This window comes from Collinsella aerofaciens (assembly GCF_005844325.1).
Taxonomy (GTDB): Bacteria; Actinomycetota; Coriobacteriia; order Coriobacteriales; family Coriobacteriaceae; genus Collinsella; species Collinsella aerofaciens_G.
In genome coordinates this window covers 20,915-38,634 of record NZ_SPFY01000013.1, presented here as the reverse complement: position 1 = coordinate 38,634, position 17,720 = coordinate 20,915, and the positions used below count along the sequence as shown (strand labels likewise).

General features: G+C 58.4%; 15 protein-coding genes. 2 read left to right on the top strand and 13 right to left on the bottom strand.

Features of this window, described 5'->3' with window-relative positions:
* Positions 1 to 438: 438 nt before the first annotated feature.
* The 11 genes from FGQ61_RS05585 to ileS form a co-directional block, all read right to left on the bottom strand.
* A complete protein-coding gene (locus FGQ61_RS05585) occupies positions 439 to 1,851 on the bottom strand; it encodes an AI-2E family transporter (RefSeq protein WP_138374849.1) in 1,413 nt (470 codons plus the stop codon).
* Positions 1,848 to 2,639, bottom strand: a complete 792-nt coding sequence (locus tag FGQ61_RS05580) for an RNA polymerase sigma factor SigF (protein WP_138374848.1) — start codon at positions 2,637 to 2,639, stop codon at positions 1,848 to 1,850. The genes FGQ61_RS05585 and FGQ61_RS05580 overlap by 4 nt, the downstream gene beginning before the upstream one ends.
* A gap of 1 nt (position 2,640) precedes the next feature.
* On the bottom strand, positions 2,641 to 3,018 hold the full coding sequence (locus FGQ61_RS05575; protein ID WP_138374847.1) for an ATP-binding protein: 378 nt from the start codon (positions 3,016 to 3,018) through the stop codon (positions 2,641 to 2,643).
* Complete coding sequence (locus tag FGQ61_RS05570; protein ID WP_138374846.1) at positions 3,011 to 3,598, bottom strand: hypothetical protein; 588 nt, start codon at positions 3,596 to 3,598, stop codon at positions 3,011 to 3,013. Before FGQ61_RS05570 ends, FGQ61_RS05575 begins: the two co-directional genes overlap by 8 nt.
* 100 nt (positions 3,599 to 3,698) lie before the next feature.
* Positions 3,699 to 5,048 carry a replication-associated recombination protein A gene (locus FGQ61_RS05565; RefSeq protein WP_138374845.1) on the bottom strand — a complete coding sequence of 450 codons (1,350 nt, stop codon included), beginning with the start codon at positions 5,046 to 5,048 and terminating at the stop codon, positions 3,699 to 3,701.
* A 60-nt stretch (positions 5,049 to 5,108) separates the two neighbouring features.
* Positions 5,109 to 6,356, bottom strand: coding sequence for a deoxyguanosinetriphosphate triphosphohydrolase family protein (locus tag FGQ61_RS05560; protein ID WP_138374844.1), 1,248 nt, complete (start codon positions 6,354 to 6,356; stop codon positions 5,109 to 5,111).
* A 31-nt stretch (positions 6,357 to 6,387) separates the two neighbouring features.
* Positions 6,388 to 6,810, bottom strand: coding sequence for a prepilin peptidase (locus tag FGQ61_RS05555; RefSeq protein WP_138374843.1), 423 nt, complete (start codon positions 6,808 to 6,810; stop codon positions 6,388 to 6,390).
* A gap of 81 nt (positions 6,811 to 6,891) precedes the next feature.
* Positions 6,892 to 8,187 (bottom strand): glycosyltransferase family 2 protein, encoded by a 1,296-nt coding sequence (locus FGQ61_RS05550; protein ID WP_006233999.1) that lies wholly within the window; start codon positions 8,185 to 8,187, stop codon positions 6,892 to 6,894.
* 82 nt (positions 8,188 to 8,269) lie between these two features.
* Positions 8,270 to 9,283, bottom strand: a complete 1,014-nt coding sequence (locus tag FGQ61_RS05545; RefSeq protein WP_138374842.1) for an RluA family pseudouridine synthase — start codon at positions 9,281 to 9,283, stop codon at positions 8,270 to 8,272.
* On the bottom strand, positions 9,283 to 9,882 hold the full coding sequence (lspA, locus tag FGQ61_RS05540; RefSeq protein ID WP_229025850.1) for a signal peptidase II: 600 nt from the start codon (positions 9,880 to 9,882) through the stop codon (positions 9,283 to 9,285). Before lspA ends, FGQ61_RS05545 begins: the two co-directional genes overlap by 1 nt.
* 397 nt (positions 9,883 to 10,279) lie before the next feature.
* Entirely contained in the window at positions 10,280 to 13,057 is a 2,778-nt protein-coding gene (gene ileS, locus FGQ61_RS05535; protein ID WP_212745443.1) for an isoleucine--tRNA ligase, read from the bottom strand.
* Between the two features lie 510 nt (positions 13,058 to 13,567).
* Here ileS and FGQ61_RS05530 point away from each other — a divergent pair.
* Positions 13,568 to 14,656 carry an iron-containing alcohol dehydrogenase family protein gene (locus FGQ61_RS05530; RefSeq protein ID WP_138374840.1) on the top strand — a complete coding sequence of 363 codons (1,089 nt, stop codon included), beginning with the start codon at positions 13,568 to 13,570 and terminating at the stop codon, positions 14,654 to 14,656.
* Positions 14,657 to 14,702: 46 nt separating this feature from the next.
* Here FGQ61_RS05530 and FGQ61_RS05525 read toward each other — a convergent pair whose 3' ends face one another.
* The gene (locus FGQ61_RS05525; protein ID WP_138374839.1) at positions 14,703 to 15,158 is read right to left on the bottom strand and encodes a 2-thiouracil desulfurase family protein; all 456 of its coding nucleotides are present in this window, start codon (positions 15,156 to 15,158) and stop codon (positions 14,703 to 14,705) included.
* Positions 15,159 to 15,239: 81 nt separating this feature from the next.
* Positions 15,240 to 17,132 (bottom strand): ATP-dependent zinc metalloprotease FtsH, encoded by a 1,893-nt coding sequence (ftsH, locus tag FGQ61_RS05520; protein WP_171021520.1) that lies wholly within the window; start codon positions 17,130 to 17,132, stop codon positions 15,240 to 15,242.
* 122 nt (positions 17,133 to 17,254) lie between these two features.
* Here ftsH and FGQ61_RS05515 point away from each other — a divergent pair, with 122 nt between their 5' ends.
* The gene (locus FGQ61_RS05515) at positions 17,255 to 17,710 is read left to right on the top strand and encodes a cob(I)yrinic acid a,c-diamide adenosyltransferase (protein WP_138374838.1); all 456 of its coding nucleotides are present in this window, start codon (positions 17,255 to 17,257) and stop codon (positions 17,708 to 17,710) included.
* The last annotated feature ends 10 nt before the right edge of the window (positions 17,711 to 17,720 follow it).

The following is a 17,720-nucleotide window of genomic DNA, read 5'->3' as shown; positions in this document are numbered from 1 at the left end:
AGGGAATCTCCTCGGTTTCACATCGAAACAGTTCAAACGTAACGATATTACCATCCCGCCGCGCAAGTGCAAAAAAGAGGGTCGCCAAACAGCGACCCTCCAGCGAAAGTGCACGTTATTTAGTACTGCGCGATCCTTTGAAAAAGGACTGCTGTATAATTGCATATAAGATTCACCCGGAAGGAGCGATCGATGAAAAGCAAACGATTTGTCCTGAATGCACTTCTGGTTGTAGCACTTTTAGCGCTCTTGGCCTTCTCATGCTGGTACGCAAACCAACCATCATTTGGATACGTATTGTATACAGTAATGTCCGGCGATAAGGCTTATTACACTCTACGCGCAATTGACGTTCTCTTTTTCTATGTAGCCGGCCCCTTATCAATCGCTTTGGTCGCGTTTCTTGTCATTTACAACTTCAAGAAACGTTAATAGAACCTATTTAGAATCCGAATCGTCCATGGAGCCGTCGATGCCGGTTTTGGTGTCGTCGTTCATATTGAAATCGTCGTCTTTGGCGAAGGGATTCTTGAAAAAGCCCGTAGCATCGGGCTGAAGGCCCGAGAGCTTCATCCAGGGATTATCGAGCTCGGGTTTGGGCATGGCCTGGGCCTCGGGCGCAGTCTCGTTACCGATGAGCTCGGACTCATAGATGAAGGTGTCGTCGCCGAGCGCGTCGTAGGCGGCGACCGGGTTGCCATCGGCATCGCGGTACGGCGTGCCCTTAAACACGGCTCCGTCATAGGCCACAAGCTGACGGCCGGTCTCATTCTCGAAGTAGTACACGAAGATGCCCTTGAGGGCCGCACAAAGCGGGATGGCAATAATCATGCCGATGGGCCCCATGAGTGCCGAACCAATAACGAGAGCCGTAAGGCTCATAATGGGATGCACCTGCACTGAGCTCTGCATGACCTTAGGCGAAATCACATTGTCGGTGACGTTTTGCGCGACCATCGTCACGATGAGCGTCCATAACGCCAACATGGGGCTGAACATAAAGCCGAGTACCGTGGCGATTGCCGCGCTCACCCAGGGACCGACGACCGGAACCAAGTGCATGATGCCAGTGAAGATAGCCATGAGCGCCGCATACGGATGGCCGATAATCAGGAAGCCGATAAAGGCGAGGAAACCACCGCAGATGGACGTCACGACCATACCGCGCATGTAGCCGCCGACAGAGCGAGAAAGGATGGCGACCATAAAGCGGTACGAGGTCTCCTTCTCCTGACCGATGATGGTGCAAATCTCGTGATGCATGCGAGGGTAGTCGCAGGCCATCCAGTAGGCAAGCACCAGACCAAGGAAGATCACGAACAACTGCGAGGCCGTATTGGTGATGAGCGGGAACACACCGCGGCCAAGCTCGGCAGCAATCTGAGACACATACTTCGATGCCACGGTAACCAGCGACGAAAGATTATCGTCCAAATACTCCTTGAGCGGCGTGTTATTGAGCGTCTTGGCATGCGAGATCATCTCGTTGAGATCGCCACCCGCAACACGAAGCTGCTCGGGCAGGCGGCTCAGGACTTCCATGATCTGACCAAAGAGAATCGGCGACAAGATGAAAACGACACCGACGAGCACGGCAACAACAACAATAAGCGCGATAAGCGAACCGATGCCGCGATTCACGCCATGGTGCTCGAGCCAGTTGGTGATCGGGGACATCACAAAGGCAATGATGGAACCAACAGCGAGAAACTCGATAACCGGCGCCAGGATGCCCATAAGGTTAAAGATGACAGCGGCGATGACAATGCAGCCGACAACAGCCCAAATGCGCAGCGTCAGAATGCGGGTGTCGCGCAGCACGCGATCGGTTTGTTGGGGGTGCTCACTCATGAACGAATCATCACTCCGTCGGGGTCGATCTTGTCCTGAATCTTCTTAAGCGTGCGGCGCAGCAGACGCGAAACCTGCACCTGAGAAATACCCAGCTTCTTGGCGATCTCGATCTGGGTCATGCCCTTCAGAAAGCGCAGCTCGATCACCTCGCGCTCGCGCGGCGAGAAATCACGGATGGCTTCCTCGATCACTAGGCGGTCATCAGTAAAGTCGAGCTCGTTGTCGTCGTCGGCGTAACGGTCGAGAATCGAAGGGGCATCGTCGGAATCGGACGCACCAGGAGCCTCGATGGGCACCGAGGTATAGGCCGAAGACGATTCCATAGCCTCGAGGACCTCATCGACAGTCACATCTAGATACTCAGCGATCTCCTCAACCTTGGGCGAACGCTGCAGCTCGTTGGTAAGTTTGTCAGTAGCCTGGTTGACCTTGGCCGAGAGCTCCTGCAGACGACGCGGTACGCGCACACTCCAGCCCTTGTCGCGAAAATGCCGTTTGATCTCGCCCAGGATAGTGGGTGTCGCAAACGTCGTGAACTCGAGTCCGCGCTCGGGATCAAAACGGTCGATAGCCTTGAGCAAGCCCAGATAGCCGACCTGCATGAGGTCGTCGAGCGGCTCGCCGCGATTCTTAAATTTGTTGGCAAGAAACCTTACCAGGTTCATATGGGACATGACGAGCTGCTCACGGGCGTCCGGATCACCGGTCTCCTTGTAACGACGAAACAGCTCGCGGGTTTTCTCCTTGTCCCAAGCGGTCTTGCCGCTCCGGGAACGTTCGGTCATATTAGATATCCGCCTTGAGGTCGAGGGAAAGCGTCAGGGGCGCCGTAGTCTTTTCGTAGGAGTCGCACACGCTCGCGAGGATGAGCTCGGCATACACCGCAGCCTGGTCGTCTTCATCGACCGTAGCCTGGTCGCCAAAGGTAATAGTCATGCCAACGTGGGTCTCATCGACATCGAATTTGATGGTGATGTCATCGCAGTCGACCGCGGTGCAACCAAAGATGAAAGCCTCCTCAGCAGCCATGCGGATGTCCTCGATGCGATCGACAGACATAGAGCACAGGGCACCAACGTTGGCTGCCGTCATGCGCACAAGGCGAGCGAGACGCGGGTCACCGGCAACGGTCAGCGTGATAGGGCAGGTTGTTTCGCTACTCATCGCAGGACTCCTCAGAGGTCTCGGCGGGCGTATAGGTGTAATACTGAGCCGGCTTGGATACAGACTTCTGACCATCATCGTCGCCCGCGGCGGCCTCGTCCTCGCCAATTAGGACGCGCTCGGTAGGCTGCTCGGCCTCCGCAGCGGCAGCGGCGAGCTTGCGATCGGCGTCGGCTGCAGGAGCCTTCACCTTATTGAAGAGCTTCTGCACAGCACCGGCGGCAGAGTCGGTCACGCTCGACACAGCATTGCTGGCCTCGGCCATGCTGCCCGTAACCTCGGAAATGTCGCGAACCACGGCTTCGACCTCTACGAGATTGGAGGTAAGGGCATCAACTGCCGTCTTGCTCGACTTAAGCAGCGGCTCCATCTGGGCAAGCGCCGGCGTAAGCTCATCGACAGCGCCATCGAGCTTTGCCACCACAGGCTGAGCCTCGGCGATGGTGTTGTTGAGGTCGTTCACGGTCTTATCGAGCGAGTCGACAACATTGCGGGTCTTGCGCAGGGTAAGCGCGAGCTCAGCGATGGCCCACACGCCGGCAACGGCGAGCAGCAGCAGGGCGATTTGAATGGGACTCATACAAGCCTCCCGGAAGAATCGAAATACAGACGCTTTTCATGGTACCCCAAAGGGGACCGAACATGCCAAGAGCAGCAACGTGGGACAAAATTATCAGCAGCTACCTCGGTGCATTCCCGCTGCGGTCTCGTTCGCTTTGCTCTACGCGCCACTCTTCCCAGCCGCGCCCGGCAGGCTGCCAAAATGCACCGCGTTCCAAGCCTTCGGGCAAATAGCGCTGATCGACCCAGCCTTCGGGATAATCATGTGGATACTTATACACACCGTATTCATCGCTGCCCGGGCGATGGCGATCGCGCAGATAACTCGGCACCTCGCGAAGCCCACTAGAATGGATATCGGCCAGCGCCGCATCGATCGAAGCCTCACACGCGTTGGATTTTGGCGCCAAGCACACATAGAGTGCAGCCTGAGCCAGGTTAATGCGGCACTCGGGATAGCCAATGACCTCGGCAGACTTAAACGCGGCATGCGCCACCAAAAGCGCCTGCGGGTCGGCGTTGCCAACATCCTCAGAAGCGTGAATCATAATGCGGCGAGCGATAAACTTAGGATCCTCCCCAGCATCGATCATGCGCGCGAGCCAATAGATCGTGGCATCGGGGTCACTACCGCGCATGGACTTGATGAACGCACTGATGATGTCGTAGTGCATGTCGCCGTTTTTGTCATACGTAAAGCCGCGACGCGGGTTGGCAATCTTCACGTCATCCACGGTGATGGGATAGCGCTCCCCCGCCGCAGGCGCTGGCGTTCCCTCGGTATCGGAACGCGTGACGGCAATCTCGCTCGCAAGCTCGAGCGTCGTGAGCGCCGAGCGAGCGTCACCCGCTGCCAGCGTGCAAATGGTCTTGACCGTATCCTCATCGGCCGAGAACTTTCCGTTCAAGCCCTGTGGTGCCTCGAGCGCACGCTCAATAAGCGTGGCGATATCCTCATCCTTCAGATGTTCAAGCTCCACCACGCGCCCGCGCGACAACAGTGCCGAGTTGACCTCAAAGTACGGGTTCTCTGTCGTAGCGCCAATCATAATGACGGTACGGTTCTCAACTGCATGCAGCAGGGCATCCTGCTGCGACTTAGAGAAGCGGTGAATCTCATCGATGAATAGAATGGTGCGGCGGTCGTACGTATTCAGGCGCGTCTTGGCCTCATCAATCACACGACGCAGGTCCTTCACGGTACCCGTGACGGCGCTGACCTCAACAAACTCGCTCTTGGTATGGTTGGCGATAATGTGGGCCAGCGTCGTCTTGCCCGTACCGGCAGGCCCGTACAGAATCACGCTCGAAAGCACGTCGTGCTCGATCGCGGCACGCAGCCATGAACCCTTACCGACGGCCTTTTGCTGGCCCACGTACTCGTCGAGCGAATTGGGGCGCATGCGCACCGCAAGCGGCGCATTCTGAAAGGAACGCTCGCGCGTCGAAGCAGAAAAAAGGTCGTCCATAGCCATCCCGTGTATCAATCAAAAACGTTTTCCACTAACAGTATACCGAATTAATACGAACTACCGTTCGTTAATATAGGTACGGTGCGGAAACTCCAGACCAGGGAACAGCTTGCTCGTCAGCTCGCAGAAATAACCGTCCGTCATGCTCGCGATATAATCCACCACGGCTTGATCCTTGTCGTCCTGCCAGGCATAGGTGCGATCATAGTAGGAAAGCTGCTGCTCAATGCGCGAAATATGGTGCTTAAAGATGTAAGAGGACTCGTCGCCACTGTTAAGATCCCGCAGGCAACGGTCGTAGAGCTTTACGAACGCCTCGCGCAGCTCCGCCTCGGAATCGCCTTCGATACCGCCCTTGCTATAGATCTTCTCGTAGTTCTCGCGCTTGGCTCGGCGAATTTCCTCAAACAGGTCCTCGCTCATCCCGATGCGCGGCTTACCATAGCTGTGCTCAACGATATCGATGGAGGCATGCGTGAGGATCCAACTGTTGTAGGCACCGCCCCGGCCATCATCAAAAGCGTCGGGCGAAAGCAGGCCCGCCGCGATCGCATCCTGACGGTCACGACCGACGTAGGCAAGAATATCCGAGATGCGAACGACGCAGCCCTCGAGCGTCATGGGACGCAGATGCTCAATTGCGCTATAGCCCGTGGCAATGCAATCCTCAACCGTCTGGTCAAACTGGTCAAAGGAGCCCATGTCCGAGAGCTCAAACACACGTTGCTCGTACTCGCCGTTATGGCATAGCACGCCGTCGAGCGTCTGGAGCGACACGTTGCGGCCGTACAGTGCGTCGAGCACGCGGACCGACTGCACGTTATGGAAAAAATAACGCCCCGTACGCTCATGATAGATATCGTTGAGGAAGCGCTCGCCGGCATGGCCGAAAGGCGTGTGTCCCAAGTCGTGACCCAGGCCAATCGCCTCGATCAGATCGCAATTGAGCCCCAGGGCGCGACCGATATCGCGCGCAATGCGGGAGACGAGCTGCACGTGCAAACCGCGGCGTGACAGATCGTCATTGCAACGGAAGCTAAAGACCTGCGTTTTGCCTGCATAACGGGTGTACGCCGGAAGATGAAGTATCTTTTCAGTATCGCGCATAAACGCCGGACGCATAAGCGTGCCTTTGTCGGCGGCGCGATCAATACGACGAATGACCTGATCGTCGTTGCAACGATACGGGTTGACATAGCCCGAAGCACGATCGGCGGCAATGCGCTCGACAAGCTCGGGCGACAACGCCGAGGGAATACGGTCCATGCGCGCCTTAATGACGGCCGTTTCTTGATTAGTTGCCATGGCATGCTCCTTAAGAAGGATGCGCAATCGGTTACAAAGTGCAGCCCACGACCTCGATTATGGCAAAAATCGGCACTAAAAACGGGAGCAATGGCAGGGAGCGCGATTTTGTGAAGAGGCAGGAGAGGGCCAGGGCCAGGAGTGCGACGGCAAATGCCACGATGCCACCCATAGGGTCGAGCGTGCAAAGCGCGAAGAGCGCCTTGGCATCCCCCATGCCGATGCCCGGCGCGTGGCGAAGGCGCCGCCAGAGCGACTCAGTGAGCACAAGGGCAAGGTAGACGATGACCGCAAGACCGGCGTGGTCAAGCGCTGTGTTCAAACCGAGGTCGAGCCAAACGCCCGCCAACGCCGCCACGGCACATGCGCCGGCAAGCCCATTGGGAAACCGTCGCTCTAGGGCATCAATTGCCACGCCGGCAAAGATGCAAATCCAAAACGGGATATAGACCATCGGACTCCTCCTCGAGCTGCATCGCAAAAGCAAAAACCACCACAAAGGTGCCTGTCCCCTTTGCGGTGGTTTTGGTGGTGGTTATTTGGCGCCTTGCATGACCTCGTCAAGGGTAACGTTGACGGCGTGCTGGGTAGGAACCCAGTCGACCTTCAGGAACAGCGCGGCCACCGTGATGGGGATATAGCTGAACATAAAGATCGGGAAGGTAAACAGGTTAGTCACCAGACGCCACTTTTGCGCGCAGTGAATGTGCTTGTACTCAAAGATAGTCGTGAGCAGCGCCAGGATAAAGAAGGTCTGATACATCATGGCGAAGGTCATAATGAGCGAAGCGGCGCACGCCTGCATCTCGACTTCGGTAGCCAAGAAACCATGCGAAAGGCCACCCACAATCAAGAACGTCGCATTAGCGAGCATCGAGATCAGCGATAGCAGCATACCCGGGGCGATCGTCATGAACATGTCGTAGGCGGCAAAGCGATGATAGCGGAACGTCGACTTGACCAGATGCTTACCGTAGGTAAAGAACACCTGGTAAAAGCCCTTGGTCCAGCGCATACGCTGCTTCCAGGATGCCTTGAACGTCACGGGTTGCTCGTCAAAGAACTCCGCCGGCGCATAGCCAATGCGAATACCGTGAATAGCGCAGAACGTAGTGAACTGAATGTCCTCGGTCAGCGTGTGGAACTGCCAACCGTGCATGCCCTCGATAACGCTTGACGAGATAAGGTAACCCGAACCCGAAACAGCGCAGGACGTCTTGCAGATATTACGCGCGTTGTTGAGGAAGCGCGCCTCGCGTAGATACCACGTGGCATTAGCTGCCGAGATCCACGAGCTGCCGAAGTTCTTGGAATTGCGATAGCTCGTGACCACATGGAAGCCCTGGTCAAAGGCATCATTCATCTTGGAAACGTAATCGCGGGAGATAACGTTATCGGCATCGAAGATAAAGTAGCCCTCAAACGTGTCGGGATACTCGTTGAGAATGCGGTCGAAGCCAAAGTCCATGACCCAGCTCTTGCCCTTGCGGGCCAGGTCATTGCGCTCGTAAACAATGGCACCGGCCTCGCGCGCGAGCTGCGCCGTGTTGTCGGTGCAGGCATCGGCGACCACGAAAACCTCGATGAGCTCGGACGGATAATCCTGGTCCTTGATGGAGCGAACGAGGTTGGCGATCACGGCCTCCTCATTATGCGCCGCAATAAAAAAGGCATAGCGATGGAGTTTTTTGGCCTTGGGAGGCGCGACCTCGCCACGAAGAGCACCAATGACAAAGAAGACCACCTGGTACAGAAAGCAGACCGTGAGCAGCGTGACGACAATCTGGTTGAAGATCACGATGGGTGTGTTGGTTTGTAAAAAGGCGAGCATGCAGGCTCCCAGCAACGCGTAACGTAAACAATCGTATATCTTACCGCAGGCTTACCGAGTTCAAGAAACCACCTAATACTGGCTAGGCTTCGAGAAGACCGAGCTGCGGAACGATTTCATCTCCAACGGCCGTGCGACCGAGCGAGCGCGGAGCCAGATCGTCGAGAACCGCAGCGAGATCCCACGGCAACTCGTCGCGGCACTCAATGCGCTCCCCCGTCACGGGATGGTCGAACGCCACGCGCCAGGAATGAAGGAACTGCCTGGTCAGGCCCTGGTCGGCGCGCGCATCGCACTTGCCGTAGAGTGGATCGCCCACGCAGGCGTGGTTGATATGACGCATATGCACGCGAATCTGGTGCGTGCGACCGGTAAACAGATGGCACTCAACGAGCGTATAGCCGTCGTCAAAACGCATGGAATCGAAGCGCTCGAGGACCTTAAAGGTCGTAATGGCCTGGCGGGCGAAAGGATCGTCAGAAACCGCCATCTTGACACGGTCGCGCGTCGATCGGGCAATACCGGTATTGATGGTGCCCTCGTCCATGGCGATGTGCCCGTGGACAAGCGTGATATAGCGGCGGTCGAGCGTACGCGTGCGAATGAGATTTTGAAGCGCGCGCTGGGTGTCGTCGTCTTTTGCCGCGAGCATAAGGCCCGAGGTATCGCGATCCAGGCGATGCACGATGCCGGGGCGGTCCTCACCCTGCACGGTACCAAGATGATCGATACCGCAGTGGTAGACCAAGGCGTTCGCAAGCGTGCCGCTCTCGTGGCCGTGGGCGGGATGGCACACCAGCCCGCGCTGCTTGGAGAGCACAATGAGATAGTCGTCCTCATAGCGAATGTCGAGCGGGATGGCCTCGGGAATCACATCGGTGGGATCGTGCGGCTCGGGCAGGTCGACCGAGATGCGGTCACCGGCGCGTACGGCATACTTTTTTGACAGACAGGTCTCGCCGTTCACGATTACGGCGCCGCCCTCGATCAAATGCGCGCAGGCAGAGCGCGTGGGGCAGCCGTCGTTGGCACCCAGAAAGCCGTCGAGACGCTGGCCAGAGCAATCGTCGGCAACAAGAATATGGATGTCGGCCATTAACGCTCATTCCTTTCGCGAATCTTGCGGGCACGCTCCCCACGCTGCTTGGCTTTGCGCTTAGCGCGGGCCTCATCACGGGCATTGAGCTCAGCAGTCGCATCGACCTCGCGAGCGGCGGGACTCAAGAAAATGTAACCGATAAGCGCCAGCACAACACCGACCGTAATGCCGATATCGGCCACATTGAAGACGGGAAAGTCGATGAAGGTGGTGGCAATAAAATCGGTCACGAAGCCAAAGGCCAAACGATCGATAGCGTTGCCGATAGCACCGCCCGCAACCATCGCCATGCCCACAACCTCAAGATGGGCGAGATGAGGTGCACGAACGAGGTACACGGCAATAGCGACAATGACCGCCAGCGCCAGCACGGCAAACGCGATGCCATGCCCCTCGCCCATGCTAAAGGCAGCGCCGATATTGCGGACAAACAGGAAGTCGATCACGCCGGGGATGACGGTCACATGCAGTGCATCGCCCACGGCACGAACCGCAAGCTTGGTCAACTGGTCAACAAGCAGCACAACCAGCGCCACCCCACCAGCAACACCCAACCGCCAACCCAAAGGCGGCGTCATATCCCCAGTACGACCCAAATCAATCCCCTGCCCTCAGAACAATCGGATTCCGTTGAACGCAATTAACCATCTTATATTGCCATACGCAGAGCGCACGACATATCCACCAACGCAAGCGAAATAACCAGCACAAAACGAAAGCGACATTCCGAAAAACAGAATGCCGCTTAAATATGACACAGGTAGTCGTTGGGGACGTTCTTGTTTGACTAGTCGTTTAAGAACGTCCCCAACGACTAGGTCCATAGAAACGCCGCATTACCGTCATCAACAGCGAAAACGTCCCTAAGCGAGCAAGGTGACGTGAAAGAGGAGGGAAGCGTACTTTGGTACGCGACCGACGATTGAACGTCAGATTGCCGCTTAGGAGCGTTTGCAGCGTCGGTAGGTTACGGCGTTCTACGAACGCCGTAACCTACAGCGCGTCAGCGCAGCGCTTGCAGATATGTGCGTGACCGTTGTACTCGCCGACGGTGGTGCGGTAATTCCAGCAACGGTCGCAGCACTCGCCCTCGGCAGCCTCGATGGCAACGGAGAGCTCCTCGCCCTGGGTCAGCTCAACATCGGAAACGATGTAGAACTCGGCCAGGTCGACCGCCTTGTCGCCGGTCAGCAGCGCGTACATCTCGGCGGGAACGACCGCCTTGACGCGGACCTGCTGGCTCTTAGTGAAGGTGCCGACGGAGCGGGCATCCTCAAGGGCCTTGGTCACGGCGCTACGGAGCTCGAGTGAAGCCTCGAGCACGCCCTCGAACTCATTGGCCTCGTCGACCGTGATAGGCGACTTATACCAATCGAGCAGCGCGGCGTACTTCTGGTGGTCGACGCAGCCGGCAGGCGCGTAGGCCATGGCCTCGTCGACGGTGTAGGACAAAATCGGCTGCAGATCGCGCATGAGCATCGAGAAGAGCTCGGCCAGCACGGTCTGGGCGCTGCGGCGCTCGAGCGAGCCAGGCTTGTCGCAGTACAGGCGGTCCTTCAGGGCGTCGAGGTACACGTTGGAAAGCTCGGTAACCACGAAGTCATAAAGCGCACGGTAAGCGCGCGGGAACTCGTAGCAAGAGTAAGCGTCGTCGACCTCGGCCTGAACCTGGGTCAGACGGGCAACCATGAGCTTGTCGAGCGGCAGCAGGTCGGCAAAGGCGACACCGTCGGTCTCAGGCTCAAACTGGCCCTCGAGCTCGGAAAGCAGGAAGCGCAGCGTGTTGCGGAAACGACGGTAGGCATCGGACGTACGGGCAAGAATCTCGTGGTCGATGGACACGTCGGAGCTGGTGTCAACGGAAGCAACCCACAGGCGGATGATGTCGGCGCCCATCTCGTCACAGACCTTATTGGGGTCGATGACGTTGCCGAGCGACTTGGACATCTTGCGGCCCTGGCCGTCGAGCGTGAAGCCCTGCGAGACGACCGCCTTGTAGGGAGCATGGCCGTTGGCGCCCACCGAAGTGAGCAGCGAGCTCTGGAACCAACCGCGATGCTGGTCGGAGCCCTCGAGGTACACATCCGCCGGATACTCCAGCTCGGGACGGTACTCGCAGACGGCCTTCCAGGAGACGCCGGAATCCCACCACACGTCGAGGATGTCCTTATCGGCCTTGAGGTGATGGCCGCCGCACTTGGGGCAGACGCAGGCCTCGCCCAGGTAGCTCTCGGGAGCGTCGGTGAACCAGGCGTCGGAGCCCTTCTCGTGGAAGAGCTTGATGACGGCGTCGAGCGTAGCGTCGTTCATGACCTTCTCGCCGCAGTCGGCACAGGTGTAGCTGGGGATAGGCACGCCCCAGTTGCGCTGACGGCTGATGCACCAGTCGGGACGCTGCTCAACCATGGCGCCGATGCGGTTGGCGGCGTGAGCCGGATACCACTTGACGTTCTCGCGAACCTCCTTACCAGCCTGCTCGCGCAAACCAGTCTTGTCCATCGAGACAAACCACTGGTCGGTAGCACGGAAGAGCACCGGGTGCTTGCAGCGCCAGCAGTGCGGATAGCTGTGCGTGATCTTCTTCTCGAGGACCAGGGTGCCGCGCTCGCGCAGGAACTCGATGATGTGCGGGTTGGCCTCGTCGGTATCCATGCCGCTGAAGGGGCCGCCGGTGCCAAACTCCTCGCCGGTGTAGAACTTGCCGTCGTCATCGACCGGCATGCAAATGTCGGTGATGCCCTCCTTGAGGCAGGCGAAGTAGTCGTCGACGCCGTGACCGGGCGAGTTGTGGACGATACCGGTACCGTCATCGACACCGACGTAATCGGCCAACAGCGCAACGCCCTCGACACCGTCAAAGATCGGCTGCTTATAGTGAATGTGATGGAAGGTCTCGGCGGGAACCACATAGGGCTTGCCGTCGACCACAACCGGGGTGTACTCCCAGCCAAACTCCTCGCAGCACTTGGGAGCTAGGTCCTCGAGCATGACCTCGGCGCGGCCGTCGTGCTCAACGGCGACGTAGGCGGCACCGGGCTTGAGAGAAACTGCCTGGTCGGAGGGGATGGTCCACGGCGTGGTCGTCCAGATGATAAAGTCAACCGGGCCGTCGAAGTTCTCGAGGCCGGCGGGCTTGGAGGTCATCTCAAAGCGCACGAAGATGGACGGGCTCGTCTCGTCGGAGTACTCAATCTCGGCCTCAGCAAGTGCGGTATGGCAGTGCTTGCACCAGTGGACGGGCTTGTGACCGCGATAGATCATGCCCTTGTCGAACATGGCCTTGAAAACATCGATGTCGGCGGCGTCATGCTGGTGATAGAGCGTCAGATAGGGGTTGTCCCAATCGCCGAGCACGCCCAGGCGACGGAAGCCGGCCTTCTGCAGCTCGATGTTCTCGACAGCGAACTTATTGCAAAGCTCACGGATCTTAGCCGTGGAGGTCTGGTTGAACTTCTCGGTGCCGAGCTTCTCCTCGACCTTATGCTCGATCGGCTGGCCATGGCAGTCCCAACCGGGAACATAGGGAACCTCATAGCCCTGCATCATCCAGTAACGGTTGATCATGTCCTTGGAGATCTTGTTCATGGCATGGCCGATGTGAATCGGGCCGTTGGCGTACGGAGGACCGTCGTGCAGCACGAACTTCTTGTGACCCTCGTTCTTCTTCAGAACCTGCTCGTAGACCTTGTTGTCCTGCCAGTCCTTGAGTCGCTTGGGCTCGGACTTGGAAAGACCGGCACGCATGGGAAAACCGGTCTTGGGCAGATTCATCGTCTGCTTGTACTCGTTTGCCACGGTACCCCTTTCATGTCATGGGCGCACACGCCCGTTGGGCACCAAAAAAGCGCCCGTCCCTACAAGCTGGGACGAAGCGCCACAAAACGAGCTGTACGCCCGCAAAAGCTCTTCGTTTAACCACCCAGCTTAGATGCCCTCGCCCGCGTATTCGCGCGCTCGCATCCGTTACTCGGCTGGCCTGTATCGACGACCATCTCGGCGATATCTACTAAGACGTGTCTGCGCGGCACGTCCGTTGGGACCGCAGCTCCGGGGTGATTTTCATCGGTCGCATGCACGGGTTCTCAGCGCTTCCCGCTCTCTGTAGCATGCGGACGGCCGACTACTCGTCCCCATCAACGCTTATGCGGTGTATGCTAGCACGTTCCGCGTCGGCAAAAAACCCTCAACACTGGTTTTATACGTTCGAAATTTCTCGCTATTACAAGCCTTCACTAGGAGCAAAATACCTGAAAGCACTTTATCGAACGAAAGAAGGCTGCTATGCGCACAATTGGAATGAGCGACTACACCGTTGGCGAGGATTGCTTTACCAAGCTGCCAACTGCACTGGCGGAGTACGGCGCGAAGAAAGTCGCCATCATTGGCGGCAAGCGAGCCCTGGCTGCGGCGCTGCCGGGAATCGAGGCGGCCCTTGAAGGTACCGATGTCGAGGTCCTGGAGACGCGCGTCTACGGTACCAACAGTACGCGTGCCAATATCGCCAAGGTCGTAAACTCCCCCGCCTGCCAGGAAGCCGACGTGCTCATTGCTTGCGGCGGCGGCAAGGCGCTCGATACCGTCAAGACGGCGGCCATCGAGCTCAAGAAGATCGTCTTTACCGTGCCGACGATCTGCTCCAACTGCTCCGCCGCGACCGCCATTGCCGTTGTCTACAACGACGACGGCTCGCTCGAGGGCTATTCGTACCCCAACCGCCCCGCGCACATCTTCATCAACCCCAAGATCATCGCCGAGGCGCCAGCAGAGTACTTCTGGGCCGGTGTAGGCGATGCCCTGTCCAAGCAGCCCGAGGTCGAGTACGCCACGAGCGCCGGTAATTTGGAGCACACCGCCGGTCTTGGCCTGGCACTCGCCCACACCTGCTCCGAGCCGCTGTTTACCTATGGTGTGCAGGGTCTTGAGGATGTGCGCCAGAATCTGTCGAGCGAGGCCGTCAAGCAGATCGCGCTCGACATCGTTGTCAACACGGGCTATGTCTCGAACCTGACCAACCAGAACGATTATTACTACAACTCGAGCGTGGCGCACGCGTTCTACAACGCCACCTGCAGCATTCCGCGTGAGGGCACCTACCTGCATGGCGAGGTCGTGAGCCTGGGCGTGCTGGTACTGTTTGCCTATACGGGCGATACCGAGAACCTTGAGCGCTACGCCGCCTTTAACAAGCAGATGGGGCTGCCCGTAACGCTTGAGCAGGTTGGCCTTACCGAGGCAGATATCCCGGCCCTGTGCGAATACGCGCACGCCACCAACGAGTGGAAGCAAGGCAACCCGGAGCCCTTCACCGACGAAAAGTTCGCCGCCGCCATCAAGGCCGCCAACGCCTACGGCCATTCTATCCTGGCCTAACCGACCAAAACCGCCACAAAGGGGACAATACCTTTGTGGCGGTTTTTTATTGCCGTAACATGCTCGAGTCGAACTCGCTAGCCGGGATAACGCGGTAGCCGTGGCGCAGGAGCAGGTCAACGAAGACACCGTTACCTGTTGTGAGCGTGCCGCTGAAGGATCCGTCGTAGATATGGCCCACGCCGCACGACGGACTGCGATCCTGCAAAATGCACGCAACGATCTCGGACGGGCCGCCCGCCTGCTCGCACATGTCGAGCGCACGTTGAGCGCCCAGGCGAAACTCGCGATCGACCGAGGCACCCTCGCAGGTACGGACCTCGCCGTTCACAATCTCGGACGGCCTGCGCGGCGTGGGCAGGCCGCCAAAGACCTCAGGGCACACCAAGAGGACCTCAGTCCCTGTACGCTCGCAGGCCTCGACCAACTCGCGACGATAGTTGTCAAGCCCGTTATACTTGCAGCTCTCGCCCATCAAGCAGGCGCTCACCACGATCTTCATTTCCATCCCTCTCAAGCAAAACGCCCCATTTGAGAAAGCTGCTCAAATGGGGCGTCGGCGTTTACTGGCTCGACCGCGGCGTTACTGTTGCTTGGGCATCAGCGGATTCTCGCGCGTGAGGAGGTTCATGAACTCCTCACCCGTGATGGTCTCCTTCTTGTACAGATAACGAGCCAGCTCATGGAGCTTGAACTTGTTTTCCTTGAGGATCTGCAGGGCGCGATCGTGCGCGTCCTCGATCAGCTTAGCGACAATCGCGTCCACACGCTCGGCCGTACCAGGGGCGCAGGTGAGCGACGTGTCCTGATTGAGATACGCGTTCTGCACGGTACCGAGCGCCATCATGCCAAACTCGTCGGACATACCAAAGCGCGTCACCATGTTACGGGCAAGCTTGGTGGCCTGTTCGATATCGTTGGCGGCACCGGTCGTCATCTCGCCAAAGATGAGTTCCTCGGCCGCACGGCCGCCGCAGTAGACGGCGAGCTTGTCCAAGACCTCCTGGCGTGTCGTCAGGAAGCGCTCGTCCTCCTCGACCTGCATGGTATAGCCAAGAGCACCGCTCGTGCGCGGCACGATGGTGATCTTGGTAACCGGCGCGGAACCCTTTTGGCGGGCAGCGACGATAGCATGGCCGATCTCGTGGTAGGAAACGACCTGCTTCTCGTGGTCGGAAAGCACCGTGGACTTACGCTGTTGGCCGGCAATGACGACCTCCACCGACTCCTCGAAGTCGTCCTGGGTTGCACGCTTGCGACCCTCGCGAACGGCGCGCAGGGCGCCCTCGTTGATGATATTGGCCAGGTCGGCGCCCGAGGCACCGGGCGTGGCGCGGGCAATCGCGGTCAGATCGATCGGCGGCTCGGTCTTCACACTCTTGGCGTGAAGCTCGAGGATGTTCTTACGGCCGGTCAGATCGGGCAACTCGACGGGGATGCGGCGGTCAAAACGACCGGGGCGCAGCAGCGCCGGATCGAGACTGTCGGGGCGATTGGTTGCGGCAAGGACAACGATACCCTTGTGGTTATCGAAGCCATCCATCTCGGTCAGCAACTGATTGAGCGTCTGCTCACGCTCGTCGTTGCCGCTAAAACCGCCGCCATCGCGCTTCTTACCGATGGTATCGATCTCGTCGATAAACACGATGCACGGGGCCTTTTCCTTGGCCTGCTTAAAAAGGTCACGCACCTTGGCGGCGCCACGGCCGACGAACATCTCGACGAACTCAGAACCCGAAATGCTAAAGAACGGAACACCAGCCTCGCCGGCAACAGCCTTGGCTAGCAGGGTCTTACCGGTACCCGGAGGGCCAACAAGGAGAGCACCGCGCGGCAGCTTGGCGCCAATCTCCTCGTAGCGCTGCGGCTTCTCCAGAAAGTCGACGACCTCCTTGAGGGACTCCTTGGCCTCTTCCTGGCCGGCGACGTCCTTAAAGGTCACGCCCACGTCCTTGGAGGCGATCACGCGCGCGCCGGACTTACCCAGTCCGCCGCCGCCAAAACCGCCGCCGCCAAAGTTCATCGACGGGCCGTCATCGCCCATAGCCTTCTTCATGCGGCGGTTGAGCCACCAACCGATGAGGAAGAAAATCGCCATGGGAAGAATGAGCGTGAGCAGGTAGTAGGTCATCAAACCCGAGTTTTTATCGGGAACGACCGACTCCAGCGAAGCGCCAGACTCAAGCACGCGATCGGTAAAGCCCGCATCGTTCGGCACACCGGTCGTCTTATAGGCGATGTTCTCGTCCTCGCCCTTCTTGGTGTAATAAATCGAGTAATCGTCCGTGTTGTACTCGACCTTGTCGACACTCTTCTTATCGAGCGCTTTGACAAACGTCGAGTAATCGGTCTTCGTAATCTGCTGCGTGTGACCGATGTTAGGGAACAGAACGGTCGAGAGCACGAGGTAGACGACGAAGGCGATGAGCACGTAGAGGATCATATTCCGTCTACGCTTGTTGTCATCCATCTCCATCTGCTTGAACTCCATCTACTGGGGTTGATAATGCTAACTAGAATACCCAACCCGGCCGGCGATAAACCGACGCCGGGCACGAAAGGACAGAGATGGCATCACTGTAAGTCGGCAAGGTTCAAATCTATACAGGCGACGGCAAGGGCAAGACGACGGCTGCGCTGGGGCTCGCGCTGCGCGCGACGGGCTACGGACTCGACGTTCTTAGGCTGCAGTTTGCCAAGAAACTTCACTGCGCCGAGCATGATGCGGCGCCCCGTTTGGGTCTGCGCATCGTACAAGCCGACCGCGACACGCCCGAGGCCTGCGCGGCACAGATTCTGGAGCTAGCACGCGAGCAGATCTCGCAGGTCGATGTGCTCATCCTGGACGAACTCGGCGAAGCGATGCGCCGCGGCTTTGTAACGCGCAAGGATGTGGAGGGGCTGATCGCGCAGAAGCCCGCCACCACGGAGCTCGTGCTAACCGGCCGCGGCCTGCTGCCCCTCGCGAACCTCGCCGACCTTGTCACCGAAATGCGCCCCATCAAACACTACTTCGACGAAGGACTCCTAGCCCGCCAAGGCATCGAATACTAGCCATTGGGGA